This window comes from Streptomyces sp. NPDC002623, from assembly GCF_053592635.1.
In genome coordinates this window covers 249,963-276,091 of the sequence record NZ_JBSFWB010000006.1, presented here as the reverse complement: position 1 = coordinate 276,091, position 26,129 = coordinate 249,963, and the positions used below count along the sequence as shown (strand labels likewise).

12 protein-coding genes are annotated in these 26,129 nt (G+C 71.6%); 7 read left to right on the top strand and 5 right to left on the bottom strand.

The features are described 5' to 3' along the window. The first annotated feature begins 44 nt into the window (after positions 1-44). The 4 genes from ACWD4O_RS13535 (at position 45) to ACWD4O_RS13520 (ending at position 4,764) form a co-directional block, all read left to right on the top strand. On the top strand, positions 45-1,082 hold the full coding sequence (locus ACWD4O_RS13535) for a rod shape-determining protein (protein WP_451279838.1): 1,038 nt from the start codon (positions 45-47) through the stop codon (positions 1,080-1,082). Positions 1,083-1,426: 344 nt separating this feature from the next. After that, positions 1,427-2,503, top strand: a complete 1,077-nt coding sequence (locus ACWD4O_RS13530; protein WP_451279837.1) for a glycoside hydrolase family 5 protein — start codon at positions 1,427-1,429, stop codon at positions 2,501-2,503. Positions 2,504-2,611: 108 nt separating this feature from the next. Next, positions 2,612-3,505, top strand: coding sequence for an LLM class flavin-dependent oxidoreductase (locus ACWD4O_RS13525; protein ID WP_451279836.1), 894 nt, complete (start codon positions 2,612-2,614; stop codon positions 3,503-3,505). 20 nt (positions 3,506-3,525) lie between these two features. Beyond that, positions 3,526-4,764 carry an FAD-dependent oxidoreductase gene (locus tag ACWD4O_RS13520; RefSeq protein WP_451279980.1) on the top strand — a complete coding sequence of 413 codons (1,239 nt, stop codon included), beginning with the start codon at positions 3,526-3,528 and terminating at the stop codon, positions 4,762-4,764. On the opposite strand, the gene ACWD4O_RS13515 is transcribed toward ACWD4O_RS13520, so the two are convergent. Genes ACWD4O_RS13515 through ACWD4O_RS13505 form a run of 3 tightly spaced genes read right to left on the bottom strand, consistent with a single transcriptional unit; the run spans position 4,761 to position 14,042 of the window. Next, positions 4,761-4,964, bottom strand: coding sequence for a hypothetical protein (locus ACWD4O_RS13515; protein WP_451279835.1), 204 nt, complete (start codon positions 4,962-4,964; stop codon positions 4,761-4,763). The two genes, ACWD4O_RS13520 and ACWD4O_RS13515, sit on opposite strands and share 4 nt — an antisense overlap. Positions 4,965-5,016: 52 nt before the next feature. Beyond that, positions 5,017-5,436 (bottom strand): hypothetical protein, encoded by a 420-nt coding sequence (locus ACWD4O_RS13510; protein WP_451279834.1) that lies wholly within the window; start codon positions 5,434-5,436, stop codon positions 5,017-5,019. A gap of 11 nt (positions 5,437-5,447) precedes the next feature. Continuing rightward, positions 5,448-14,042, bottom strand: coding sequence for a ricin-type beta-trefoil lectin domain protein (locus ACWD4O_RS13505; protein ID WP_451279833.1), 8,595 nt, complete (start codon positions 14,040-14,042; stop codon positions 5,448-5,450). 301 nt (positions 14,043-14,343) lie between these two features. Here ACWD4O_RS13505 and ACWD4O_RS13500 point away from each other — a divergent pair, with 301 nt between their 5' ends. The 3 genes from ACWD4O_RS13500 to ACWD4O_RS13490 all read left to right on the top strand — a co-directional run bounded on the left by ACWD4O_RS13500 (position 14,344) and on the right by ACWD4O_RS13490 (position 21,728). Continuing rightward, positions 14,344-18,351, top strand: a complete 4,008-nt coding sequence (locus ACWD4O_RS13500; RefSeq protein ID WP_451279832.1) for a LamG domain-containing protein — start codon at positions 14,344-14,346, stop codon at positions 18,349-18,351. A gap of 174 nt (positions 18,352-18,525) precedes the next feature. Then, entirely contained in the window at positions 18,526-20,397 is a 1,872-nt protein-coding gene (locus ACWD4O_RS13495) for a hypothetical protein (RefSeq protein ID WP_451279831.1), read from the top strand. A gap of 155 nt (positions 20,398-20,552) precedes the next feature. Next, positions 20,553-21,728, top strand: coding sequence for an FG-GAP repeat domain-containing protein (locus ACWD4O_RS13490; RefSeq protein WP_451279830.1), 1,176 nt, complete (start codon positions 20,553-20,555; stop codon positions 21,726-21,728). A gap of 82 nt (positions 21,729-21,810) precedes the next feature. Here ACWD4O_RS13490 and ACWD4O_RS13485 read toward each other — a convergent pair whose 3' ends face one another. Both ACWD4O_RS13485 and ACWD4O_RS13480 read right to left on the bottom strand, forming a co-directional pair. Further along, the gene (locus ACWD4O_RS13485; RefSeq protein WP_451279829.1) at positions 21,811-23,439 is read right to left on the bottom strand and encodes a carboxylesterase/lipase family protein; all 1,629 of its coding nucleotides are present in this window, start codon (positions 23,437-23,439) and stop codon (positions 21,811-21,813) included. A gap of 43 nt (positions 23,440-23,482) precedes the next feature. Further along, a complete protein-coding gene (locus tag ACWD4O_RS13480) occupies positions 23,483-25,906 on the bottom strand; it encodes a glycoside hydrolase family 3 C-terminal domain-containing protein (protein ID WP_451279828.1) in 2,424 nt (807 codons plus the stop codon). Positions 25,907-26,129 lie beyond the last annotated feature (223 nt).

The following is a 26,129-nucleotide window of genomic DNA, read 5'->3' as shown; positions in this document are numbered from 1 at the left end:
GCCCGGCGGCCCCGCCACGGTCTGTGCTCTCGGGAGGAACTGCCATGACCGCCAGTCTGGAGCAGCTGCGCCGCTGCCACTTCGCCGTCGATCTGGGAGCGGCGCGGACGCGGGTGTATGTGAAGGGCGCCGGGCTCGTCGTCGACCAGCCGTCCGCCGCCGCCGTGAACACCCGCACCGGTGCGCTGATCGCGGTCGGCGAATTCGCCGAGAAGATGACGGGCCGCACTCCGCACTACATCCGTGTGGTGCGCCCGGTCTCCGGCGGCACGGTCGTCGACATCGAGATGGCACAGCGCATGCTGCGCCATCTGCTCGGCGACAAGATCCGCCGTCAGCTGCGCCGCAAGCCGTTCCTGCGCGCCGCCGCCTGCACCCCGCACGACGCCGACCCGCTCGCCCAGCGCGCCGCGATCGAGACCCTGGTGGGCCTCGGCGCGCGGCGCGTGGAGCTGGTCGACACGCTCATCGCCGCCGCCGTCGGCTGCGGGCTGCCCGTCGAACGCCCCGAGGCGACCATGATCATGGTGTGCGGGGCGGCCGCGACCCAGGTCGCCGTCCTCTCCCTGGGCTCGATCGTGACCGCCGAACGCATTCCCGTCGGCGGCGAGGCGGTGGACCATGCGATCGTCCAACACCTGCGTCACGAGCACGAGTTGATGCTGCCCAGCCAGTCCGTCCGGCCTCTGCAGCTCGCCCTCTCCGGCAACGGCCTCACCCCGCAGGGGCCGGCGTCCACCGAGATCCACGGACGGGACGTCGCCACCGGCCTCGCCCGCTCCGTGCAGGTCGACACCGCGGCCGTCCGGGACGCCATCGAGACCCCGCTGACCGCCGTGCTCGACGGCATCGGCAGGGTGCTGCGCGAGTGCCCGCCGGATCTGGTCGCCGACCTCGCGGACCGCGGGATCATGATGGTCGGCGGCTCCGCGCTGCTGCCGGGCTTCGACCAGATGCTCCGCCAGGCCACGGGCATGCCGGTGCACATCGCCGAGCGCCCCGACATCTGCGCGGCCCAGGGCCTGGGCGCGATGCTGGAGGGCAAGATCGAGCCGCTGACGCTGGACCCGCTGGGCGCGTGACGCTCCCGCCGACGCCCTGACCGAAGTGCCGAAGCAGCGCCGGGCCGCCGCCCCGACGACGAGCGCGCCCCGGGCGGGATCCTCGCCGTCCCGCACGGGGACGACGGAGGCGAGGTCGGAGGCCAGGTCAAAGGCGCGATCGGAGGCGAGGTCGGAGGCGGCCTCGACTCACCGGCCACGCGCGCCACGCGAGTCGTCCGGCACGAGTCGTCCGACGTTACGTGCGCGAAACCTTGACGATCACCAGCCCGGGTGCCACGATTCCGGCGCCGCTATGTTTACGTAAACATCAGCCACTGCGGGGCTCCATGTTTACGCAAACATGAACTTGAAAGGGCAAGTTGATGCGCAAGTCCCCCGCCAGAGCGTCCTCCCTCTCCCCCCGTCTGCGCGCCGCCTTCGTCGCGGTCGCCGTCGCCGCCGTCACCGGCGCGACCCTGGCCGGCAGCCCGGCCTCGGCCACCTCCACACAGGCCGCCGCGCCCGCCCTCGACCCGACCTCGTTCAAGGGCGTGAACTGGGCCGACCCCCGGGACAACTTCGCCGACGACTACCTCCAGTTGTCCGGCCTGTCGACCTCGGACACCTACCGGCAGACCTACGCCAAGGCGAGCCGGATCATCGCGGCGTTCCGGGCGAACCTCGGCGCCGACACCGTGCGGCTGCCGATCAACCCGTACACGGTCAACGGCGCCTACTGGAAGTCCTACCGCGGGGTCATCGACGCGGCCTCGGACCAGGGGTTCAAGGTGATCGTCTCCTACTGGGAGGGCACCGGCGCCCAGAAGGACGGCTTCATCGACGACACGGCCGCCTACTGGCCGATGTGGGACACCGTCGTCAAGGCCTACAAGAACGACAAGCGGGTCTACTTCGAGCCGATGAACGAGCCGCACGGCTACACCGACACCGAGTGGGCCGACATCGCGGCCGAGTGGCTGTCGACGTACTCGAAGGTGCCGCGCAACCGGGTGTTCGTCAGCGGCGCCGGCTACAACGACCATGTGACGACGGTCTGCGCCGACCCGCGCCTGAAGGGCACCTATCTCTCGCTGCACCACTACGGGTTCTGGAAGGAGTACGCGACCTACGACCAGTGGGTGGCCGACCTGAAGGTCCGTATCGGCGACTGCGCGAACCGGACCGTCGCGGACGAGTTCGGGGCCTTCATGACCACAGGCCTGGACTACAACAAGAAGACCCCCGACAACAACTTCATCAACTACATGCAGGCCGTCACCGACACCTTCCGCGAGTTGAAGATGGGCTCCGTCTACTGGCCCGGCCTGCGCACCGACGACATGTACTCGATCCAGACCCTGACGGGCACCACCGACCGCCCCTGGCTGGCCACCACCAACCAGTCCGGCGCCGACCGCCTCGCCTGGGCCTGGGGCCGCGGCAAGCCCGTCAAGGGCTGACCCCGCCGCCGGCACGGTTCGCGCCCCACCCCTCAGAGGCTCCGCCCCGACTCCGGTCCGGGCGGGGCCTCTGCCGCCCGGCACCAGACAGGAAGTAGGTTCCGACGTATGACGGACGCGACGAACGCACGCATCGGTGTCATGTACGACCGCGACTGGGCGCCCGAGGATCTGCCCGGTTTCGCGCGGCAGGCCGAGGCGCTCGGGGTGGACGACCTCTGGGTGGTCGAGGACCTCGGCTGGAACGGCGGGGTGTCGGCGGCGGCCGTGGCGCTGGGCGCGACCGAGCGGCTGCGGGTGGGCATCGGGATCGCGCCGGCCCCGTTGCGCAGTCCGGCGCTGCTGGCGATGGAACTGGCCACCCTGGCCCGGGTGTTCCCCGGCCGGCTGGTGGCCGGCATCGGACACGGGGTGCGGGAGTGGATGGAGTCGGTCGGCGTCGCGCCCCGCTCCCCGCTGTCGCTCCTCGAGGAGACGATCACCTCCGTGCGCGCGCTGCTGCGCGGTGAGCGGGTCGAGCTCGACGGACGGGAAGTACGGCTGGACGGCGTCCAGTTGGTGCATCCGCCGGTCCAGGTCCCGCCGGTGGTGGCCGGTGTGGTCCGGCCCCGCTCCCTGGAACTGTCCGGCCGGGTCGCGGACGGCACCCTGATCGCCGAGGGCCACGGCCCGCAGGACCTGGTGAACACCCGGGCGCTGACGGCCAAGGGCGGCGCCGGGTCCGACCACACGCTGACCGTCCTCGCCTTCGCCTGCGTCGGCGACGACCCCGCCGACGTCGCCCGCACCCTCCACCCGCACACCGAGGGCCACGGCGCCTGGCTCGGCCGTCCACAGGAGGACGTGTTCACCGTCTCCGGCACCGCGGCCGAAGCCGTCGCACGCATCGGCGAGTTGGCCGCGGCCGGCGCCGACACGGTCGTCCTGCGTATCGTCGGCGAGGAGCCGCTGCGCCAACTGGCCGGTGTTCTGGACGCCTTGGGACGCCGAACCGGCAGCTGACGCGCGCACGGGCACATACGATCGCTGGGTCCGTACGCGGGAGAACGCGGAAGAACGGGGTGGTCGGCATGGCGCGGGTGCTCATCGTCGGCGGCGGGATCGCGGGCACGGCGGCGGCTCTGGCGCTGAGCAAGGCGGGGCAGGAGGTCGCCGTCTTCGAGGCGCATCCGGACACCGCCGAGGACATCGGCGCGTTCCTCACCCTGGCGAGCAACGGTCTGCGGGCGCTGGCGCAGATCGACGCCACCGACGCGGTGACCTCGATCGGCTTCCCGCTCACCTCGATGCGCGTCGTCGACGCGACGGGCGCGGAGGTCGTGCGCGCTCCGCTGGGCGAGTTCGGCGACCCCCGGCTGCAGTACCGGTGTCTGCGGCGCGGCGAGCTCAACGCGGCACTCCAGGCGGAGGCCGTCCGGCGGGGGGTCCGCATCGTCCACGGGGCGCGGCTCGTCTCCGTCGAGGACGGGCCGGACGGCGTCACCGCGCGCTTCGCCGACGGCGGCACGGCCACGGGCGATCTGCTGCTCGGCGCCGACGGCCTGAACTCCACGGTCCGCCGGGTCACCGCGCCGACAGAGCCCACGGAGCCTGCCGAGGCCGCCGGCCGGCCGTGCTACGCGGGCCAGCGCGTCTTCTACGGCTACACCACCGCCGCGCCGAAGACCGACGGGGACGAGAGCGCGTGCATCACGATGACCCGCGGCAGCGGGGCCGCCTTCGGCCATATGACGTCGCCCGGCGGGGAGACGTACTGGTTCGTCCGGGTCGACGCCGACACGCCGCTGGCTGCCGAGGAGCTGACCGACGCCACCCCCGCCCAATGGCGTGACCTGCTTGTCCCGTTGCTGCGCAAGGACCCGACCGGGGCCGCGGACATCGTCGCGGCGACCACGGAACCCGTGCTGGTCACCAACGCCACGGAGATACCGAACGGCCGCCCGTGGCGTCGCGGCCGGACCCTGCTCGTCGGGGACGCGGCCCACGCGGCCTCCCCCGCGACCGGGCAGGGCGCGTCCATGGCGCTGGAGGACGCGGTGATCCTCGCCAAGTGCCTGCGCGACGCCCCGGACCTCGACTCCGCGCTCGCCCGCTACGAGGAGTTGCGCCGGCCGCGCGTGGAGCACAACACGACCGTCAGCGGCAACATCTCCCGGGGCGTCCAGGTACCCCGGCCCCGCACGCCCGGTGCCACGAGGCCCGGGGCCCAGCCCGACGACGCCGAACTCGCCCGCCAGCTGGCCTGGACGTCGAGTCTCTAGCCCTCGACCAGCGCCGCGACCCCGCCGGCCAGCAGGAAGGCCCCGCCGACGATGGCGATCCCGGCGAGGACGGCCAGGAACGCGGGCCGCAGGATCAGCTGAGCGGACGGCCCGCCGGCCGCGCTCAGCTGCTTGCGCCGGAGCGCCAGCGCCCGGATTCCGGCGAGCACTCCGACGAGGCCCATGATCAGATACTGCATGGCGTCAGCCTCCTGGCTGTCGGGGTGTTCGGGACGTTCCGGCCATCGGGGGTCACACCCCCGGGGGAAAGCCGGTCAGACGTGGGTGGTACTCCGGTCGACCGCAGGTGAAGATCGTCTTCAGCACCCGGGAAAGGCTGTCGAGGTCCACGTCCGCCGCGTCGATCCGGAACACCATCTCGCGGTCGGGCAGTTCCATGACCCGGGCCGTCCTCTCGGTGAAGAGGACGCGCAGGGACCGCTCGTGGAACTCCGCCTCGGAGACTCCGCCGAAGCTGGTGAGTCCCTCGGTGTTGGTGACGCAGTAGGACTCGCCCTCGGGCCAGTTGCTGTTCTCCGGGTAGTCGTTGTGCCGGAGGTTCGCCGTGAAGACGACGTCCAGCCCCTCCTCGTCGGAGTACTCGCCCAGCCCGACGAGAAGCAGCGGAGGATCGTCGTCGATCTCGATGTCACGGATCGTGAGATCGGCCATCTTTTCCCGTCCTAACCTTCCGGTCCACGCCACCAGAACTGTCGAACACCGTCGTCGTCCAGCCATGTGTACACCCAGTTCGTCTTGGTGGACAGCGCGGCCTCTTCCATCTGGGCCTGGCACCAGTCGCACGGCGGCAACAGCCCCCTGACCAGGTATGTGTCTCCCGCGATGGCCGGCGAGCGGCCGAGCAGGGGGTCGTCTCCGCCCTTCCAGTAGACGTGCGGCACCCCGGCGACCCGGGTGGCGCGGGACTCCGTGTGAGAGATCAGGCCACCCTTGTACTTGCCCTGCGCCTTCTCCGCGTCGGACTGCCGCCCCGACCAGTAGCTGGCCGACCCCTCTTCGCTCGACGCGGCCCCGCGTTCCTTTCCTGCGCTGTCCATGACGGTGACCTCGGCGATGTGCTTGGGGCACGCGTTGTGGACGAGGATCGTGACGCCCCCGGCCACCACGTAGTACGTGTGCAGCTCGCGGACCGTCAGGTTGTAGCGCTCGGCCGCGCCGGGCGTCGCCCGCACCCCGGCGATCAGGACGCGGTGGCCGTCCTCCGTGGTGAGGGCGTGGCCCGTCACGAGCTTGCCCGCCGGGACCCAGGCGTGGGCGGTCGCGTCCCAGAAGGGGTGCTTGGACGTCGTGTGGAGGGTCGCCGTATGGCCGTGGCCGGTGTCGACCGTGACGTCGATCAGGTCCTTGTCCCGGTGGACCAGCGTCGCGAGGACCTCGCGGGCGCCGGCGTGCTCGCCGGTCCCCGCGTCGGCGGACTCGACCTTGTCACCGGTCCTGATCTTGCCGATCTTCTCGGTCCTGCCGCCGGCCATGAGGACGGGCGTGTCCGGGGAGAAGCTGCACTGGCCGCCCTCCTCGGTGCCGGAGTTGCCGGTGCCGGGATCGTCCGAGGCGGCCGCGGCCTTGCGGGAGGCCGCCGCGTCGTGCTGGGCGTCGGACTTCTTCGGCTCGGCGGCGTTCTCGCCGGCCGCGTCCTTCGCGGACTGCTTGCCCGCGCTCGCGTCGGCGGCGGCGTCGCCCGAGCCGCCGGAGCTGCCGGTGGCGTCGTGCGGGGCGGGTTCCGCGGCGGCCTTGGGGGCCGCGTCGGTTCCGCCGCCCGCAGGGGGTGAGTCCCCTTCCTCCGCGGCGAATCCGCCGCCGCCCGCGCAGCCCATCGCCGCGCAGTCGCCGCCGAACATGCCGCCGACCATTCCGGCGCCCTCGGCCGCGCCCAGGACGCAGGCGGGGGCGGCGATCACGGTTCCGGCGCAGGCGGAGACGACCACCGCGACGGCGACCACCACGACCACGACCGTGACGACGGTCGCGACGACGGGCAGCGCCTTCTTGAAGTAGTGCCCGGCGCAGCCGAAGAAGCCGTGGCAGCCTCCGCTGCTGTGGTGCTTCTTCTTGCCGCTGGAGGTGCTGGTGTCCGGCTTGGCGGCCGCGGCCTGGCAGGCGGAGCCGCAGCCACCGCCGCCGTCGGCGACCAGCATCAGCCCGCTCGGGTCCGCCGAGCTGGCCGGGTTGTCGCCCGCGTAGGTGTAGCCGCCCATCTGGTTGGGGTCGCCGGGCTCGAAGACCGGGTCGGGGGTGAGGAAGCGTCCCGTCACGGGGTCGTAGTTGCGGGCGCCCAGGAGGTTGAGGCCCGTGGTGGCGTCGATGGGCTGTCCCAGGAAGCCCGCGTTCTCGTCCGTGGCCACCCAGGAACTGGGCTTGGCGCCGCGCGGGTTGCCCCACGGGTCGTAGGCGCGGCGGGTGACGGCCAGCGACGAGGCGTCGACGGCGGTGACGGCGGTGCCCTGGCCGTTGACGATCTCGTAGCTGACCGTGCCGCTGCTGGAGCGGGCGACGGTGGTGCCGTCCGGGCCGGTGATGTCGCGCAGTCCGGTCCAGGTCTTCGCGGAGACGTTGAGGGTGATCTGCTCGGTGCCGCCGAAGAGGTAGAGGATGCGGGTCTTGTCGGCGCCGTCGACGGCGGCGGTCTGCTCGAGCAGGTCGCCCTGGGCGTCGTAGAGGTACTTGCTGGTGTTGGTGTGGGTGCCGGAGGTGGTGGCGACGGTGGCGGTGCGGCCTTCGGCGTCGTAGGTGAAGGTCTGGCTCTGGCCGGCCGGGATCGCGCCGGTGGGGGCGCCGGTCCAGGTCTGGCCGCTGCCGCCGCACGTGGCGATGGTCAGCTGGGTGGCGTTGGTGGCGGAGGCGCCGGGGTCGGTGAGGCAGACCGCGCTGTTGGCGTTGCTGACCAGCGTGCCGGTGGTGGTGACCTTCCACTTCTGGGTGGCGTCGGTCTTGCAGGTGTCGATGACGACGAGGGTGCCCGCGCTGGTGGCGTTGCCGGTGGTGTCCAGGCACAGGCCGAGGACCTTGACCGTGCCGTCGGTGCCGATGGTCCACTTCTGGCCGGTGCCCCCGCTGCACGCGTTGATCTGCACCTTGGCGCCGGCGGTCGTGGAGCTGCCCGCGTCCTCGATGCACTTCTTGGCGCCGCCGGTGAGCGTGAAGGCGTTGGTCAGCGGGCCGGTGGTGGTGACCTTCCGGCTGATGGTGTCGCCCGCGTTCACGTTGGCGTAGGACGGGTCGGTGTAAGCGGCGGCGATGCTCGCCGTGCCGGTGCCGGGGTTGGCGATGGTGGCCGTGCCCGCCTGGTCGGGGAGCGTGGCGGTCGTCGTGCCGTCGGTGCCGGTGTAGGCGATGGCCTGGGTGGTGTCGTTGAGAGCGTTGCCGGTGGTGTCGTGGCCGACCGTGCCGGTGCGGTCGCCGAGCTGGTCGTAGGTGTAGGTCTGCCAGTAGGGGGCCGGGCCGCCGACGGTCGTCGTCTTGATCGGGGAGGCGGTGGTCGTCTGGACCCTGGCCGTCGTGCAGCCGCCCACGGCGCCCACCGTCGCGGCGGCCGGGTCGGTGATGCCGGCGGTGTCGGTCCAGGCGGCGGTCAGCCGCTGGAAGGAGTCGTAGGTGAAGCACTGGGTGTCGTGCGTGGTGTTGTTCTGCAGGTCGTCGACGGCGGTGAGTTCGCCGGCCGGGTCATAGCGGAGGTTGACGACGTCCAGGGCGGTGGTCGACGTCTGGAGCATGCTGCTGGCCTGGGTGACGCGGCCGGTGGTGGCGTCGTACTGGGCGAAGGTCGCCAGTTCCTTGCCGGTGGGCCCGTAGTTGGTCTGCAGCACGCGCCCGAACGCGTCGTGGACGGTGGCGTCGACGTAGGCGGGGGTGTTGGCGGAGTTGATGAAGCCGCCGATGCCGTCGAGGTTGCCCTGCTGGGTGTAGCCGTAGTCGATGTCCTCGGCGGGCAGGTTGCCGTCCGCCTGGTAGTGCTGGGTGGAGAGCAGGCCGACGTTCGGGGTGTAGCGGGAGGTGGAGGTGTAGGTGACCGTGCCGGAGGCGGGCGCGGCGGACTGGCCGGCGGCGGCGAAGCCTTCGGCGGCCGGGATCGTCAGGGTGGTGCCCAGCGGCTGGTAGGCGGTGTTGTAGCCGGTGACGGCCTGCTTGTAGGCCTTGCCCGTCGCGCCGCCGACATAGCGGGTCGCGGAGGTCTGGTAGCCCTTCTCCAGCGTGTCGTACTCATGGGACGCGAGCAGCTTGGTCTGGTCCGGGGCCGCGGACCAGGCGCCGGAGTACTCGGCGGTGGGGCGGTTGTCCCAGTCGTAGGCGTAGGAGAGGACCTGGCCGCGCGCGTCGGTGCTCTGGAGCAGGTTGCCGGCCGGGTCGTACTTGTCGAACGTGGTCTTTCCGGCGTCCGGGTCGGTCTGGGACAGCTTCTGGCCGAGCGCGTTGTAGGTGTACGACCAGGTGTTGCCCGCGTTGTCCTTGATCGAGTCGAGCTGGCCGGTCGCGGTGTAGGCGTAGCGGGTGGTGGCGTCGGCGGCCGGGACGGCGTTCGCGGTGCCCTGCTTCCACAGCACGGTGGAGCCGCCGGAGGCGACGACGGCCGCGGTGGAGTCGTTGCGTACCTGGAAGGTTGCGCCGGTGACGGCGGTCAGGCCGGTGGTCCACAGCTGGGCGACGGCCGTGCTGTAGACGACGAGGTTGCCGTCGGTGCCGAACTTGGCCCAGGCGCCCGGGTGGCCGCTGGTGGCGGAGGACCAGATCGTCTTGCCGGTGGCCAGCGCGGAGAGCACCAGGTTGCCGTCGGCCTGCATGGTCAGGCGGACGCTGTCCGAGGTCAGCGAGGTGCCGGAGGGGATCACCGAGCCGCCCGGGAGGGTGACCGTGGAGCCGGTGTTCTTCACGACCGTGCTGGTGGTGCGGCCGACGGCGTCGGTGAAGGTCGCGGTGGAGCGGCCGCCGGCCGGGGCCGTGGTGTCGACCTCGTCCGCGCCCGGGTAGGCGGTGGAGCTGTGCCACTGCTCGACGGCCTGGTGCCAGAGGGTCTCGCGCAGCGGGCGGCCCTGGCCGTCGTAGGTCGTGGTGGTCTCGGAGGGGATCTGGTTCTCGTTCGCCGCGTACAGCGTGGTCGAGGGGAAGTCGTTCGGCTCGGAGTAGGCCGCGTAGGACGCGGTCTGCCAGCCGTGCGAGTCGTAGAAGGTGTCGGAGACGATCCGGCCGGAGTTGGAGTCGCCCATCGCGGTGGACTGGGTCTGCCGCGGCTGGAGCATGCCGTCGTAGATCGAGATCGAGGTGGCGTACGTGCCGTCCTCGCGCAGTGTCCGGGTGGTGACCGAGGTCGGCGCGCCGGGCTGGGTGATCGTGTCGCCGGGGGCGGGGACCGCGCCGGGGTTGATCGCGTACGCGAAGGTTTCGTCGGCGCTCTGTCCGGCGGCCTTGTCGCGGCCGGGCAGCCACACCGCGGTGCGCCGGCCGAGTGCGTCGTACGTCATGTCGGTCTTGCGGCCGTTGGCGTCGACGCTCTCCAGCGGCAGCCCGCGCAGCGCGTCCAGGGTGGAACCGACCGTCCAGCCCTGGCTGTTGACGGAGGACTCGCCGGTGGCGTTGGTGTTGTTCCCCGCGCCGGTCCAGTCCGGGTCGAAGTCGGTGTGCGTCTTCTGTCCGGTGGCGTCGTAGGCGTCGGTGACACGGCCGGCGCCGTCGTAGGCCATGGCGGACGTCGTCTGCCAGTTCTCCGTGCTGCCGGTGAAGCCGGTGGCGGTCTGGGTGCCGGTGACCTGGCCGTCGGCGGTGACCGAGCCGAAGGCGCCCAGGCCGGACAGGGTGCCGTCGCCCGCGTAGTAGATCTTCTGGTCCGTCAGCAGGCTGCTCGCGCCGAGGGCGGTGCCGCAGGCGCCGACGATCGAGGTGACCCGGTCCGGGTAGGTCAGCATCATCGTGTTCGACGCGGGCGGGGTCGCGTAGCCGGTGGTGGCGCACTTCTCCTGGTCGGGATCGACGCCGTCGCCGTGGCCGTTGACGGTGGAGACGCGGCCCTGGCCGTCGTACGCGGTGTCGGTCGTGGTGTGCCGCCAGCCGCCGCTCGCCAGGCGCTCGTACTCGCGGGAGCTGCTGGTCTTGATGCGGTGCGCGGCGAGGTCGGGGAGGGTGGACAGGGCGGGCTCGGTGTCGCCGGGGTTGTCCTCCTGCGTCCAGTCCGTCCAGGGGGTCTGGCCGGCGGAGGCGGTGGTCGTGAAGGTGAAGGGGCCGTTGACGCTGCTGGCGTCGACCGTGCCGCCGGCCTCGGTGTAGGTGTCGTCCTGGAGGGTGGTGCCGGCCAGTTGATCGGCGTCGGTGACGCTCAGGACGGTGCTGCCGCCCACCTTGGCGTCGACGATGACGGAGCGGCGGGTGCCGTCGGCCTTGTAGTCGCCGTCCATGCCCTGGAGGTAGGTGGTGCTCTGCTGGGTGACGGGCTCGGGGGCCTGTCCGGTCTGCACGGTGACGGTGCGGAAGCCGCGGAACTGGTCCCAGGTCCGGTACTGGTCGTCGGTCAGCGCGGAGTCGTCGCGGTGCCAGGCGGGGCCGGCGTAGCTGTAGCGGGAGATCTGGGTCTCGGAGCCCGCCGGGTTGTTCTGGGCGTCCGGCTTGTACTGGCCGGCGATCGTCAGGTCGGACACGGCCACGCTGTTCACGGTGACCTTGTTGAACCAGTCCGCGATGGGCTTGGAGGCGCCGGGGACGGTCCAGTAGACGGGATAGCAGGAATTGGTGTTGCTGTCGGCCTGCGATATGGAGAGCGTTCGGCCCGCGCAGGGGGCCGAGTTGTATTCGACGGCGATCGACTCGCCGGTCTCGGTCTGCACGCTCGATATCCGCGGCCGGTACAACGGCGGGGCGGACGGTGAATCGTCGTTCACCCGGTTGTCGATCTCGGTTCCGGTGAACGAGACCTGGTTCAGCGCGATATCGCTGTTGCCGTTGTCGTAGGTGTCCTTGCCGGTGTGTCCGACGGACTGCAGCCACATCACGGCCTGGAGCATTCCGGCGTCCTTCGGGTCGACCGAGGTGCCGGTGACCGGGTCGACGGTGCCGCCCGCGTCCGAGTAGACCTGGCCCAGCTTGTAGGAGTCGACCGCGGTGAGCTGGTCGGTCGCCTTCACATGGACCTTGGTGGTGATGGAGTCCAGCCGGGTCGTGGTCCAGAAGCTGGGGCCGGAGGTGATGCAGACGTCGTCGGGGACCGTGGTCGCCCCGTCCGGCAGCTTGGTCTTGTCCGTCGAGTCGCAGTGCAGGTCCCATGGGACGTCCGGCCAGTGGGTGGCGGTGGAGTCCTTGAGGTTGCCGGCCGAGCAGTCGGTGAAGGAGGAGGTGGTCTGGCAGCGCTGGGCCAGGCCGAAGTCCACCTGGGCCGCCGGAGTCCGCCCGGCCTTCTCGTCCGCGAGGGTGTAGCCGTACGAGATCAGGGAGAGCGCGCCGCCGCGGGTGTACGAGGTGAGGGTGCCGGTGTCGTCGGTGTCGTCGCTCTCGGCCGCCTGGCCGCCGCCGAGGTCGTAGTAGTTCGACTCGGTCGTGTAGTCGTAGCGCTGCACGAACCCGGTCGGCGACACGACGAAGTCGAGGTTCCAGCGCCAGCCCTCGGGCTTGTCGCACTGGGAGGCCTTGCCCTTGGCGCCGGTGTAGCAGGGGTCGGTGGAGCGCGGGTGCAGCACCGGGACGCCCCAGGCGGAGTGCGTGGAGTCGTCGGCGGGGCTCGCGGGCATGGTCGCCTCGGTGCCGGCGCCGGTCGGCGCGTGGTCGGCGCCGAAGTAGGCGGCGGTGCCGTCGGTGGTCAGGACCCGGTAGTAGACGCCGTCGTGGAGGCCGTTGTCGGCGCCGGACAGCTCCTGGACGAGGGTGCCGTCGTCGCCCTGGAGCCGCCACTGGCGGATCTCGCCGGCGACGCCGGAGTCGACGCCGTCGGACACCAGCACACCGGAGTGCGAGCCGAAGGAGAGCGTGGCGTTGTCGCCGCCCCAGCACTCGTCGCCCGAGCCCTTGAGGATCTTCTTGCCGTCGGAGTCGAGGAGCGAGCCGCAGCCGCGGTAGCTCCGCTCGACCGAGCCGACCTGGTAGCTCCAGCCGTCGCCGACCCAGGAGGACTGGGAGTTGCGGGCGGTGGTCTCGCCGTCCACCGACTGGGAGTCGTAACTCAGGCCGACGTCAGGGGCGTTGCCGCCGATCGCGGCGGGCACGGAGACCGGGTAGGCGTAGGTGAAGGAGCCGGTGGCGGAGGCCTGCCAGGTGCCGGCGGCGGAGAGGCTGGTCGCGCCGAAGTCGCCCTGGGAGCCGGAGGTTCCGGAGGTGACGGCCAGCGCGGTGGTGCCGGCGGCGGCAGCCGCCGTGAGGGGCTCGGTGCGCACGGACATGGTCGTCGGGCCGCCGCCCGTGTCGTCGCCCTCGGCCTTCTGCTGCGGCTCGGCGGAGGAGGCGGCGGGGGCGGGTTCGGATTCGGCGGCGGGGGCCGAGTCCAGGGTGACGGTCGCCGTCAGCTGGTCGGCGGTGGCGCGGTTGGTGAACTTGACCGGGGTGCGCTTCTGGCACTCCGTGCGTTCCGGCGTGGTCAGCGCGCAGCCCGGCAGCTGGACCACCTGGAGCCGTGAACCGTAGCCGCCGCCGTACGCCTTGGCGATCGCGGCGTAGTCGATGACGACCTGCACGCGACTGCCTGCGGCGGCCGTGCCGGTCGGGGTGCCGGTCGCGGTGCCGGTCGCCGTGCCGCTCGGGGTGCCGGTCGCGGTGCCGGTCGGGGTGAGGCCGAGCAGCATGCCGTTGGCGCCGGCCTCGAGCGTCCGGTCGTGGGACGCGGTCTGGACGCGGACCCCGGGGAGGGTGTGCGCGGCGTCCGCGGAGGCCACCCAGACCGGCAGCGCACCCGCCTTGACCGGCTCGGTCGCGCCTGCGGCCGACAGGTCGACGGTGGCCGTGCCCGCCGTCGGCCACTGCGGGGCGTCCGCCCGGTAGACGCCCAGCGGACGGTAGCCCTTGGGGTGCGCGGGGGTCTTCGGCGTCAGGGCGTGCGCGCCCACGGCCCGGGTGGTGTCGAGGCTCTTGGGGTTCTTCGGGTTCCAGACCGTGCCGTCGAACGCGAAGCCGCCGTGGTGGCCGAAGTCGGGGTCGTCCGAGTGGCCGGCGAGGAAGCCCGGGGTGCCGACGCCGGTGGCTATCGCGACCGGCAGGAGCAGGGCGAAGAGGGCGACCGGAATGGCCCAAAGGCCAAGTCCGCCAAGGAATCTTCGATGCCATACACCCGCGAACCAGCGCCGTCTGCCACTCACGCGAACCCCCCGGAATCCGGCCCTGAGAGGCCGTCATTTCATCACCGCACACGTGTGAGTGATCGACCGGAAGCTAAATGCGGCCATGATCGCGACTCAATACCCTTTGCCAATTCCGTGAAAAGACCGTGCTTCAACTTGGCAGAGCGTGTGTAGTTTCTGTACCGAAATTGATCACTGCCCTGTGGCTACCGGGCTTCCCCCACCCCGATGCCAGCGATCGAAGGAAGCCCGCCAGGTGTTGAGAGCTCCCAGCCCCTCCGGATCACCGATACGAACCGGCCAAAGACGCGCTGCTCCGGTGCGCCGACTCGCCCTGTTCGCGGCCGCCCTCGGCCTGCTGACGGTCCTCCCGGTCCTGCCCGTCCTGCCCGCCGCCGCCGACGACTTCTCGTCCACCCCGGCCGATCCGCTGCTGGCCGCGCAGGCGCAGGCGAAGTCCACCGGGAAGGCCGTCCCGGTGGACGCGCTGACCACCGAGGTCTCCACCACCGAGGCACTGCCGGACGGCACCTTCTCCAACACCACCAGCGTGCTGCCGGCCCGCGTCCGCAAGGACGGCGAGTGGACCCCGGTCGACTCCGCCCTGGTCGCCGACGGCCACGGCGGCTTCACGCCCACGGCCACCCCGAACGGGGTCACGCTCTCCGGCGGCGGCGACGGCCCGCTGGTCACCCTGACCCACGCCGACGGGCCGAGCATGGCCCTGACCCTGCCGTTCACGCTGCCGAAGCCGAGCGTCGACGGCGACACCGCGCTGTACTCCTCGGTGCTGCCCGGCGTCGACCTGTCGGTGTCCGTCACCGACCAGGGCGGTTTCAGCGACGTCCTGATCGTCCACGACGCCGAGGCCGCCGCGAATCCGGAGCTGAAGAAGCTCACCCTGGCCACCGCCACCCACGGTCTCACCCTGGCCACCACCGACTCCGACAGCATGAGCGCCACCGCGACCGACGGCGACCTGGCCTACACCAGCCCCCAGCCGCTCATGTGGGACTCCGGCACCACGACGGCCGCCACCGCCCCGACGACCGGGCCGACGCCCGCCACGACGCCCGGCCCGACGCCCGGCCCGACCGACGGTCTGGTCTCGTCCGTGGACGGCCCCGGCCCCGGCGCCGATACCGAGCCGGTCGCCATGACCGCCACCGGCAAGGCCCTGACGCTGACCCCGGACGCCGGCATGCTCACCGACCCGGACACCGCGTACCCGGTGTACATCGACCCGTACACCAACCCGGTCTCCTCCACCGCCGGCCACTTCACCGAGGTCTACTCCAGCTCGGCCTGCGACGACGCGCCGCAGTACGACAAGGCGCAGACCAACGGCCAGGGCGTGGGCTACCAGCAGTGGGGCGGCGCCTGCGGGGTCGGCGTGGAGCGCTCGTACTGGACGATCAACACCGGTGGACTGCACCCGGCGTTCGTCGTCTACGACGCCTTCGTGAAGATCTCCACCACCTACGCGGCCAGCTACGACTGCAGCCACGACCAGCCGCTGACGCTGCACACCACCAACGCGATCTCCTCCGCTACCGACTGGCTGTCCCGGCCCGGGGTGCACGACTCCGCCTTCCCGCCGGTCACCGACACCGTGCCCAGCGGCGCCAACTCCGGCAGCTCGTGCAGCAACAGCACCGCCACCTTCCACGTCACCGACCAGGCGCAGAAGATCGCCGACGCGGACGGCGACGGCTACGACGCCGACGGCACCTTCGGCGCGGGCACCAACACCTGGACCATCGGCCTGTACGGCAACGAGTCGCAGACCTCCGGCAACGACGACTACCTGCGCATGTCGACGACCCTGACCCTCACCACCCGCTTCGACATCCCGCCCGCCGTGCCGACGAGCCTGCACACCACCCCGGCCGCCGCCGGCGCCTCGGCCGCCTGCACCACGAACGGCACGGGCTGGATCGGCGCCACCACCTACTCGGACGCCGGCAGCGAGGTCACCCTGCACTCCACCGTCACGACCCAGATGTCGGGCGAGAACGTCAAGGCGCACTACCACGTCTGGGACCGCACGGTCGATCCCGACGGCGACGGCAGCGGGGCCAACGTCTCGACCCCGGCCAGCGCCTTCCTCGACTCGGGCACCGACGCGGCCGTCAAGATCGGCGCCACCCTCAAGGACGGCCACCAGTACGGCTGGGACGTCTACGCGGAGGACGACTCGACCTCCGACCTGAAGTCCCCGATCTCCGACCACTGCTGGTTCTCCACCGACTTCACCGCCCCGCCGACGCCGGAGGTGACCGGCAACTCCTCCTTCCCGTCGGTGGGTTCGGGCACCGCCGACCCGGTGGTCCACGCCGGCGTGGGCAAGACCACGAACTTCACCGTGGCCGGCGCCGACAGCCCGGCCACCGACACCAGCTGCGACCCGGGCCCCTGCAAGTCCAGCGGCATGGACTCCTTCCTGTGGCAGCTCGACTCGCCGCCCACCGCCGCCGACGGCGAGAGCGCCGCGCTCACCGGCACCGACAGCCAGGGCAGGGCCACCGCGACCATCCCCGTGCCGATCCGCGACTGGGGCGTGCACACCCTGTACGTGGCCGGAGTCGACAAGGCCGGCAACATCTCCACCGCCCCCTCCGGCTACACCTTCACCGTCCCCTGGGACCCGGCCACCCCGGTCAAGCCCGGTGATATCTCCGGCGACGGCGTGCCCGACCTGCTCGCCACCACCAAGACCGGCGACCTCGACCTGATCCCCGGCAACAGCGACCCGGCGCAGCCGGCCGACCCGGTGCAGAGCGGCCCGGTCACCGGCACCCCGCCCGCGGTCACCGGCCCGGTCACCGTGGCCACCGCCGCCGACTCCCCCGACGGCACCGGCTGGAACACCTACCTCATCGCCCACCGCGGCAACCTGCACGGCGCGGACGTCGACGACCTGTTCGCGTACAAGAGCGGCAAGCTGTACATCGTCAAGAACGACCAGGACCCGGTCGACGACGCGTCCTTCCCGAGGTCCCCGTACTCCACGTACGGCGGCTTCATCGGCCGGCGGTTCGACGTCGTCGCCAAGGACGCCTGCGCGCCGGCCGACATCGTGGCCGACGACAGCCGCTGCCGGACCACCGACTACAACAGCCAGACCTGGAACGTCAGTCAGCTCATCGCGCCCGGCAACGTCTTCGGCAACACCAACGGCTACCCGGCCGTGATCACCGTCGAGAACAAGGAGCTGTGGATCTACCAGTCCGACGGCGGCCAGCACCTGAAGAACCCGGTCCTGCTCGGCGACGGCGACTGGAGCGGTCAGACCCTGATCGCCGCGGGCACCTTCAAGGGCAGCCCGGTCCTGTGGTCCCGGGACAACGCGACGGGCAGCCTGTACAGCTACCCGATCACGGTGGACGCGACGACCCTCGTCCCGGCCCTGCTGCACCCCACCGTGCACACCGGTCTGGGGCTCACGCTGTCGCCGACCGCCTACCCGCGCATCGCCTCGCCCGGTGACATCAACAGCCCGGTCCAGCTGGGCGCGACGAGCGGCGGCGGCCCGGACGGCATGCCCGACCTGTACGCGGTGGACGCCTTCGGCCAGCTCACCGAGTACAACTACCGCCAGAGCCCGGTGCTCACCTCCCCGCCCACCTACGACTTCGCCGCCCCGGTCTCCCTGGGCTCGGTGTCCGACACCGCCACCCACTGGTGGAAGCTCGCCGAGGGCTCGGGCACGACCACGGCCGACAGCACCGGCACCCTCACCGCCGGCCTGTCCGGCGCCTACTCCTGGACGACGGACGCCACCCGCGGCAACTCCCTCAACCTGACCGGCACCACCGGGTACGGCGCGACCGCCGCGTCCGCCGTGGACACCTCCAAGAGCTTCACCGTCTCGGCCTGGGTGAAGCTCACCTCCCTCACCGGCGTCAACAGCACGTTCGTCTCGCAGAACGGCGCCGTCAACAACGGGTTCCAGCTGTACTACTCCTCCGGCGCCCAGGTCTGGGCCTTCGGCCGGCACAGCACCGACGCCACCGGCGCCGTCTGGCGGGCCGTCTACGGCAGCAAGGCCGTCACCGGCCGGTGGACCCATCTGGTCGGCGTCTACGACGCCACCGCCAAGGAGCTGCGCCTGTACGTCGACGGCAAGCTCACCGGCACCCGGGACTGGACCTACACCCCTTGGAACGCCACCGGCCCGCTCCAGATCGGCCGCAAGCAGGCCTCCGGCGCCTATGGCGAGTACACCAACGGGGCCGTCAGCGGCATCCGCCTCTACCCCGCCGCCCTGCCCCCGGCCGACGCATCGGCCTCGGGCGACGTCCCGAAGGTGACCCAGCTCGACTGACAGTCAGGGGAGTTCAGCCGACACTGTCGACAGTTGAGGCTGAATTCCCCGAACTGACCATTGACCACTCCCTAGTGTCGACACTAGGAAGGTAGTGCTGCCCCGGCAGTCACACCGACCACGCCGATCACGCCTGCCGATCACGCCTGCCGCGACACAGGGAGTTGGTTGTCCATGAGGTCCATCACCATGCGAGCCCGCGTGCGGGCCCTCGCCCTCGGGGCGGCGGCCCTCGCCTTACCCGCCGCGCCCGCCCGGGCCGCCGTGCCGAGCGAGGACACGCTCTCCGTCGGCGCCGGCGAGACCTGCCTGCTGAGCACGACGACCCGGCTGGCCGCCCTCTCGATCGCCGAGGGCGGCACGCTCGCCGTACCGGACGGGTACAGCCTGACGATGACCGTCGACGGCGTGGAGACCGGCTCGGTGCTCACGGCGACGCTGGCCACCGGCACGACAATCGCCCCCGGCTCCTACGAGGGCGACATCGTGCTCACCGTGGCCGAGCAGAACACGGCGACGTTCGCGAACGTGACCTTCCCGATCCGGCAGGCCCTGTACGTCGGCGCCGCGGGGGTCAGCACGACCAAATCGGTGCTGTCGGCGGTGACCGGGGGCCGGGTGACGCACTCCGAGGCGAGCGCGGTCGGCATCGTCTCGAACGGCGAGGCGTTCAACGGGGTGTACGTGGCGGGCGGCGGCGCCTACGCGCTGCGCGGCTCGGAGATCGCCTTCACCGGCAACGGGCGCTGCGACTTCATCGGGGACGGCACCGCCGTGGTCGCGACCGGCGTGGGCACGACCCTGGTCCTGGACGGCGTGACCATCACCAACAAGGGCGTGGTCCGCAGCGGCATCGTGGCCGCGGACGGCAGCGCCCTGCTGGTCAAGAACTCGACCGTCCGCTGCCTGAACGGGGTCCTGCCCGCCGACTACGTCCCCGCGGGCGGCGCGAACATGCTGGTCGTGCCCTGGCGGCTCGGCATCTCCGGCAACGTCCGGGCCACCAACCTGCTGGGCGCGAACACGACGGCCACCTATCTCTCCTCCACCGTCGAGTCCGAGACCTGGGGCGCCTTCTCCGTGGACTCGACGTCCAACTCGAAGGCCACGGCCGTCAACTGCCGGATCGCCAACCTGGGCGACGAGGGATACGGCACCTTCGCGGACGGAAACGTCGTGGAGCGCCTCCTGGGCTGTGAGATCGACGCGGGCACCTACGCGACGATCATCGGCGCCTCCAACGCCACCGTGCACTACGGCGACAGCACCGCGGAGGCCGTCGCGGCCCTCGACGCCGAACTCGCCCTCGGCCTCTCGGACGCCGAACTGGCCGCCCTCCCGGCACAGGGCACACGGATCGCGTCCCGGGGATTCGGCGTGCTGTGGCACGGGGCCGGGACCCTGCACATCGACGGCTCCACGGCGCTGGCCACCCGCCACACCGTCTTCCTCGTCAAGGCCGTCCGCGCCACCATCACGGTCGACGGCTCCCAGGGCGCCCGGATCACCCCCGGCGACGGCGTCGTCCTCCAGCTGATGGAGACCGACAACCCCGGTTCCCTCAACGGCGTGTACACCGAGCCCACCGACGACCCGGTGCGCGACGCCGGCTTCGACGTGACGGCGGTGCACGACGCCGACACCACGGCCTCCTTCACCGCCATCGCCGTCCGGGGCGACTTCTACAACGCGCGCCGCAGCGGGCAGAACCTGGCGCTGACCTTCGACGGGTCGACCGTCGAGGGCGTCCTGTCCGCCTCCATGTCCCGGCACGCGGTCGACTCCATCAGCTCCGCCGAGTACACCGAGCTGGGCCATGTCACCAACACCGTCCGGCCGGTCGTCAACAACGGCGTCCTCGTCACCCTGACCGGCGGTTCGACGTGGACGGTGACCGGCACGTCGTATCTCAGCGCCCTGACTCTCGACGCGGACTCGGCGGTGACCGCCCCGGAGGGCTCCGCCGTGACGATGACGGTGGACGGGACGCCGACCCCCGTCGCGCCGGGCGGGACCTACAGCGGCGCGATCACGCTGACGGTCTGACCCCTTGTCGCTTTGATCCCTTGTCGCTTTGAGTGCGAAAACACGGCCGTTTTACACGTGAATCACAGCAGACGCCCCTAATTTCCAGTCAGGTACATGTTCAGTCAGGTGCATGACAAACAGGTGCATGACTTCCATCGAAGGGGCTCGCTCTCATGAGCAACCACAGGAAACGCAAGGCCCGTCGCGTTCTGGTCCTCGGCACGGCCGGCGCCTTGGCGATCGGCGCGAGCGTCGCGGCCCTGGCGTCGGCGACCGGATCGCTCGCGGCACAGACCACCGCCTGCTCGTCCGCCATCGCCTTCACCCGGTCGGCCACCTCCCTCGACGTCGGCGACAACCCGCGCCACGTGGTGACCGGCGACCTCGACGGCGACGGGAACGCGGACGTCGTGGCGGCCGACAACGACGGCGACTCGCTCTCCGTCCTGCTGGGCAACGGCGACGGCACGTTCGGCGCGGCCACCGAGTACCCGGTGGGCGACCAGCCCTACCAGTCCGTCATCGCCGACTTCGACGACGACGGCAACCCGGACCTCGCCACCGCCGACTTCACCGGCGGCACGGTCAGCGTCCTGCTCGGCACCGGCGCGGGCGCCTTCGGCACCGCCGTCCAGTACACCGTCGGCGCGGGGGCCCGCTCCCTGGTCCCGGGCGACCTCGACGGGGACGGCGACCTCGATCTGGCGGTGGCCGAGGAACAGGGCGGCGGCGTCAGCCTGCTGACGGGGGACGGCGAGGGCGCGTTCACCGTCGACGTCGAGGCGGTGACCGTGACCAGGCCGCACGGCCTGGTCCTCACCGACTTCGACGACGACGGCGACCTGGACATCGCCACCGCGAGCGTCGCCACGGCGGGCGGCGTCAGCGTGGCGCTCGGCAACGGCGACGGAACCTTCGGCGCCGTCACCGAGTACGCGAGCGTGGCGCGCCTCTACTCCATCGCCCAGGGCGACTTCGACGGCGACGGGGAGACCGACCTGGCCACCGTCAGCAACGGCTCCAACACCCTGGAGGTGTTCGCGGGCAACGGCGACGGCACGTTCGACGACTCCGTCGCCTACACCACGTCCGCCCTGCCGGTGGCCGTGGGAGCCGCCGACGTGGACGGCGACGAGGTGACGGACGTCCTCGTCTCCTCCCTCAAGGGGAGCTCCGTCAGCGTCTTCCAGGGCACGTCGGGCGGCGGACTGACCGCGCTGACCGAACTGACGTCCGACGGCGCCTACGAGGCCGCGGCCGCCGACCTGACGTCCGACGGCACCCAGGACCTGGTCGTGGCGAGCAGCAACAGCGACCAGGTGGACGTCTTCACCGGCTCCTGCGGCTGAGCAGCCACCGGTGTCTCCACCGAGCGGCGGCTCGGTGGAGGCACCACGCCGTGGGTCGCCGTGGTCGCCGTGGTCGCCGTGTCTAAGGAGCCTGTCGGACGGTGACCGGCGTCGAGTCCCAGAAGGAGCACTGGTGTTCCGCGGCGTACAGGTCGTCGTCGACGAGGGCACTCCGGCCCCCCGCCTGCAGCGAGAGCATCAGGCCGCCCGCGGCCGGGCGGTAACGGGGCCAGGCCGGCTGCCGGACGACGTCCGGCCGGGCGGTCTTCGTGAACGCGCCCCAGTACTGCACCATCTCGCGGGCGAGCCGGCGCTCGCCGGCGTCGAACAGCGGGGCGATGGGCGTGCCGTTGTGAAAGCTCGGCCAGATGTAGGCGAGTTCGGCGGCGTGGCCGGCTCCCCACTCGTATCCGGGGATCTGCGCCAGGCCGGGGCCCGTGCGGTGGTTGAACTCGTACGCGTAGGTCGGGGTGTAGCGCTCGAGGCTCCGCGCCAGCGAGCGGAGCCCGCACCCGCCTATCCCGCTGATCATTCCCGAGTCGGTCATGATCGCGCCGATGAGGTACGCGGCGGTGAACCGGTCGGACGTCTCGGGCCAGGGGTAGCGGGCGAAGGCCTCCTCGGCGCGGTCGCCGGCGACGCTCCGGACGAAGGCGCGGTAGACGTCCTCCCCCGCGCCGATGTAGCCCGCGGCGAAGGTGCGGCCCTCGTCGCGGGTCGCGCCGACGACCACGGGGACGCGGGTGAACCGCCCGCTGTCCACCGCCTCGCGGGTTCCGACGGGGAAGGTCGGGGTTCCGGCCACGAACTGGGCCGGGAAGGCACTGCTCGCGTCGAGGAGCGTGCCCGCCGGAGCCGAGCGCAGACAGCCGAGAACGGCCCGCTGGTCGGGGCCGTCGCAGCCCGCCCGCTGGGCGAACGCCGTTCCCGCGGTCTCCGCCTGCGTCTGCGTCCGGCTGACGCAGGACCCGCTCTGGATCATGGCGCGGGCGAACAGACCGCGTGAGCCGGGCGACACCAGATGTCCGCAGACGGACCAGCCGCCCGCGGACTCGCCGTCGACGGTGACCGCGGCGGGGTTCCCGCCGAACGCGGCGATGTTGCGCTGCACCCAGCGCAGGGCGGCCTGCTGGTCCAGGAAGCCGTAGTTGCCGGACTCGCCGCTCTCCTCGGTGAGTCCGGTCAGGCCGAGGAAGCCGAAGACGCCGAGCCGGTAGTTGAGCGAGACGCCGATGACGCCTGTCTCGCCGACCAGCTTCGACTCGTCCATCTGGGAGCCGCTGCCGTTGGTCAGGCCGCCGCCGTGAATGAACACGTGCACCGGAAGGCGGGCGCCCGCCCTGACGCCCGACGGACGCCACACGTTGACGGCGAGACAGTCCTCGGTCTCGCTGCGCGGTCCGTTGCCGCTCGGCAGCACGGGGCAGGGGTCGCCGAAGTCGGCGGCCTCGCGCACACCGGTCCACCGCGCCGCGCGCTGCGGCGGCTTCCAGCGCAGCGCGCCGGTGGGCGCCGCGGCGTAGGGGATGCCGAGGAACCTCTCGACCCCCTTCGAGGTCGCGCCGCGCACGGCGCCCTTGTCGGTGGACACGACGGTCGACGACGCAGCGGTCGACGCGCTCGCGGAGGCGGTCGCGGGCAGCAGCCCGCCGACGGAGAGCGCCAGGGCGAGCGCGGTGCCTAAGGCGTTGCGGAGCCTGCGGGCAGTCATGGGCACCTCTGGTGTGTGGGGGGGGAGGAGGGAAACGGCCGGTCTAGCGGGTGACGTCGACGCCGGTGTGCAGGGGGAGCGTCCGCGACGAGCCGCCGACCCACACGCCCCGATTCCCGGTGCCGAGCGCCCACGCGTGGGCGGACGTGTCCCAGTACTTCAACTGCTGGGCGTCGACCCGGATCCGGACGGTCTTCGACTGACCGGCGCGCAGATGCACCTTCTGGTAGCCGGCGAGCGAGCGCACCGCCTGCTGCGCGGTGGTCCTCGGGCTCGCGCCGACGTAGACCTGCGCGACCTCCTCGCCGTCGCGGGCGCCGGTGTTCTTCAGGGTGAAGGACACGGTGAGCTCGCCGTGCTGCTGCCGTACCCGGAGGCCGCGGTAGGAGAAGGAGGTGTACGACAGCCCGTACCCGAAGGGGAACAGCGGGTCGGCCCGCTCCTTGTCGTACCAGCGGTAGCCCACGTGGACGCCCTCGGAGTAGTACTCCTGGTCGTCCACTCCGGGGTACCTGAGCGGGTCGCCGGCGACCGGGGTGACCGACTCGTCGGCGGGGAACGTCTGGCTGAGCCTGCCCGACGGGTTCACATCGCCGTAGAGCAGCCGGGCGGTGGCCTCGGCCCCGTTCTGACCGGGGTAGTACATGTCGAGGACGGCCTTGACCTCGGACAGCCACGGCATGGTGATCGACGATCCGGTGTTGAGGACCACGATGGTGTTCGGGTTGGCCTCGGCCACGGCGGAGATGAGCCCGTCCTGGTCCGCCGGGAGGGCGAGGTCCTTGCGGTCGACGCCCTCGGCGCCGTCGTCGTAGGCGAAGACGATCGGGGTCCGCACCTGGCGGGCGAGGGCGACGGCCTCCTCCCGGGCGGCCTGCGCGGCCTGCGGGGTGACCCAGTTCAGCCGCACCTTCGTCGGCGCGCCCTGGATGGCGAGGGCGCCGGCCGCGAAGCTGTGGGCGCCGGCCGTCAGGTGCACCCTGGCGGTGCTGGTCCCGAGGAAACCGGTCAGGACGCTGCTGCCGTCGATCAGCACCGCGCCATAGGCCGCGGGAAGGTCGAAGACGAAGGAGTAGTCGCCCTCGGTCGGCACGGTGAGCGTGCCGGTGTGGAAGAAGGACTCCTCCGGGGTGACGGTCACGGTGCCGTCCGGGCCGACCGGCAGGGCGGGGGTGAGGGCCGTCGCCGGGATCGGGAGGCCCGTGATGTCGCCGCCGGCCGCATAGCGCACCGTGGCGCCCGCGCCGGCCCGCTCGGTGATGGTGTCCAGCGGCGAGGCCGCGAAGTCCGGCACGACGTTGGAACTGCCGCCGCCGGTGACCTTCGGCGTCCTCGCGGTCGGGCCGATCAGGCCGATGCTGGTGTCCTCGCCGGTCAGCGGAAGCGACCCGCCGGCGTTCTTCAGCAGGACCGCCCCGGACTCCGCCACCTGCTGCGCGACCCTGGCGCCGCCCTCCGGGTCGCGTGCGGGCCGCTGGTCGGACCTGCCGTCGAGGAGGCCGAACTTCTCCATCCGGCCCAGGATCCGGGCGACCGAGTCGTTCAGCTCCGACATCGGGACGGTGCCGTTCTGGATCGCGGTCCTCAGTTCGGCACCCAGGTAGGCGGCGCTCGGCATCTCCTGGTCGAGGCCGTCGACGATATCGGTGGTCGCGTGGGTCGCGCCCCAGTCCGACATGACCCAGCCGCGAAAGCCCCACTGCTCTTTCAGGATCGAATTGAGCAGTTCGTCGCTGCCGCAGCCGTGGCTGCCGTTCACCGAATTGTAGGAACACATCACCGCCCCGGCGCCGGCCTTTACGGCCGCCTCGAAAGCGGGCAGTTCGATCTGGCGCAGAGTCTGCTCGTCCACATTGACGTTCACGCCCATGCGGTTGTCTTCCTGGTTGTTCTCCGCATAGTGCTTGACGGTGGCGATCAGGCCCTGGCTCTGGACGCCCTCGATCTCCCCGGCCACCATGCGGGAACTGAGCAGGGGGTCTTCGCTGAACGTCTCGAAGTTCCGTCCCGCGTACGGCACCCGGATGATGTTCGTCATCGGCGAGAGCAGGACGTCCTGGCCGAGCGCACGGCCGTCGCGCCCGATGACCTGGCCGAACGTACGGGCCAGCCGGTCGTCGAAGGACGAGGCGAGGGCGACCGGCGCCGGCATCGCGGTGGCGTGCGCGTTGACCCGGACGCCGGCCGGGCCGTCGGTGAGGCGCAGTTCGGGGATGCCGAGGCGGGGCACACCGGGGATGTATCCGGCCTGGCCGAGCGCCTCGGGGTCGGTGTCGCCATGGACGAAGGACAGCTTCTCGTCCAGCGTCATCCGCGCGATGAGGGCGGCGACGCGGTGGGACGGGCTGCCGGTGGCGCCGGGAGCCCCGGGGGCCGGGGCCGGGCCCGCGGCGAGGAGCAGCACGCTCAGTCCGCCGATCAGGGCGGTGCGCCGTAACCGTCGTCGTGCCGGTCGATACAGCTCCATGTGGGCTCCAAGAAAGATCCCTTGCGTATCGGAGTCACCTATCGGAGCAGGAGATCGACGAAATTGCCACACTCGAGACCCGTAATCCGACCGATCGGTTGCAGATTTCGCAGCGCAAGTCTCATGTTCCGCCACGATTTCGATCACTTCGGAAGCGCCCCCTGTGGACGGAGAAGCGGACACTACGGTGTGGATTCCTGCCCCGTCCCGGGGCGGACGGGGT

Excerpts from the sequence above, each read along its gene's own strand:
- ACWD4O_RS13535 (WP_451279838.1), top strand. The coding sequence starts at position 45 with ATGACCGCCAGTCTGGAGCAGCTGCGCCGCTGCCACTTCGCCGTCGAT.
- ACWD4O_RS13530 (WP_451279837.1), top strand. The coding sequence starts at position 1,427 with ATGCGCAAGTCCCCCGCCAGAGCGTCCTCCCTCTCCCCCCGTCTGCGC.
- ACWD4O_RS13525 (WP_451279836.1), top strand. The coding sequence starts at position 2,612 with ATGACGGACGCGACGAACGCACGCATCGGTGTCATGTACGACCGCGAC.
- ACWD4O_RS13515 (WP_451279835.1), bottom strand. The coding sequence starts at position 4,964 with ATGCAGTATCTGATCATGGGCCTCGTCGGAGTGCTCGCCGGAATCCGG.
- ACWD4O_RS13510 (WP_451279834.1), bottom strand. The coding sequence starts at position 5,436 with ATGGCCGATCTCACGATCCGTGACATCGAGATCGACGACGATCCTCCG.
- ACWD4O_RS13495 (WP_451279831.1), top strand. The coding sequence starts at position 18,526 with ATGAGGTCCATCACCATGCGAGCCCGCGTGCGGGCCCTCGCCCTCGGG.
- ACWD4O_RS13490 (WP_451279830.1), top strand. The coding sequence starts at position 20,553 with ATGAGCAACCACAGGAAACGCAAGGCCCGTCGCGTTCTGGTCCTCGGC.
- ACWD4O_RS13485 (WP_451279829.1), bottom strand. The coding sequence starts at position 23,439 with ATGACTGCCCGCAGGCTCCGCAACGCCTTAGGCACCGCGCTCGCCCTG.
- ACWD4O_RS13480 (WP_451279828.1), bottom strand. The coding sequence starts at position 25,906 with ATGGAGCTGTATCGACCGGCACGACGACGGTTACGGCGCACCGCCCTG.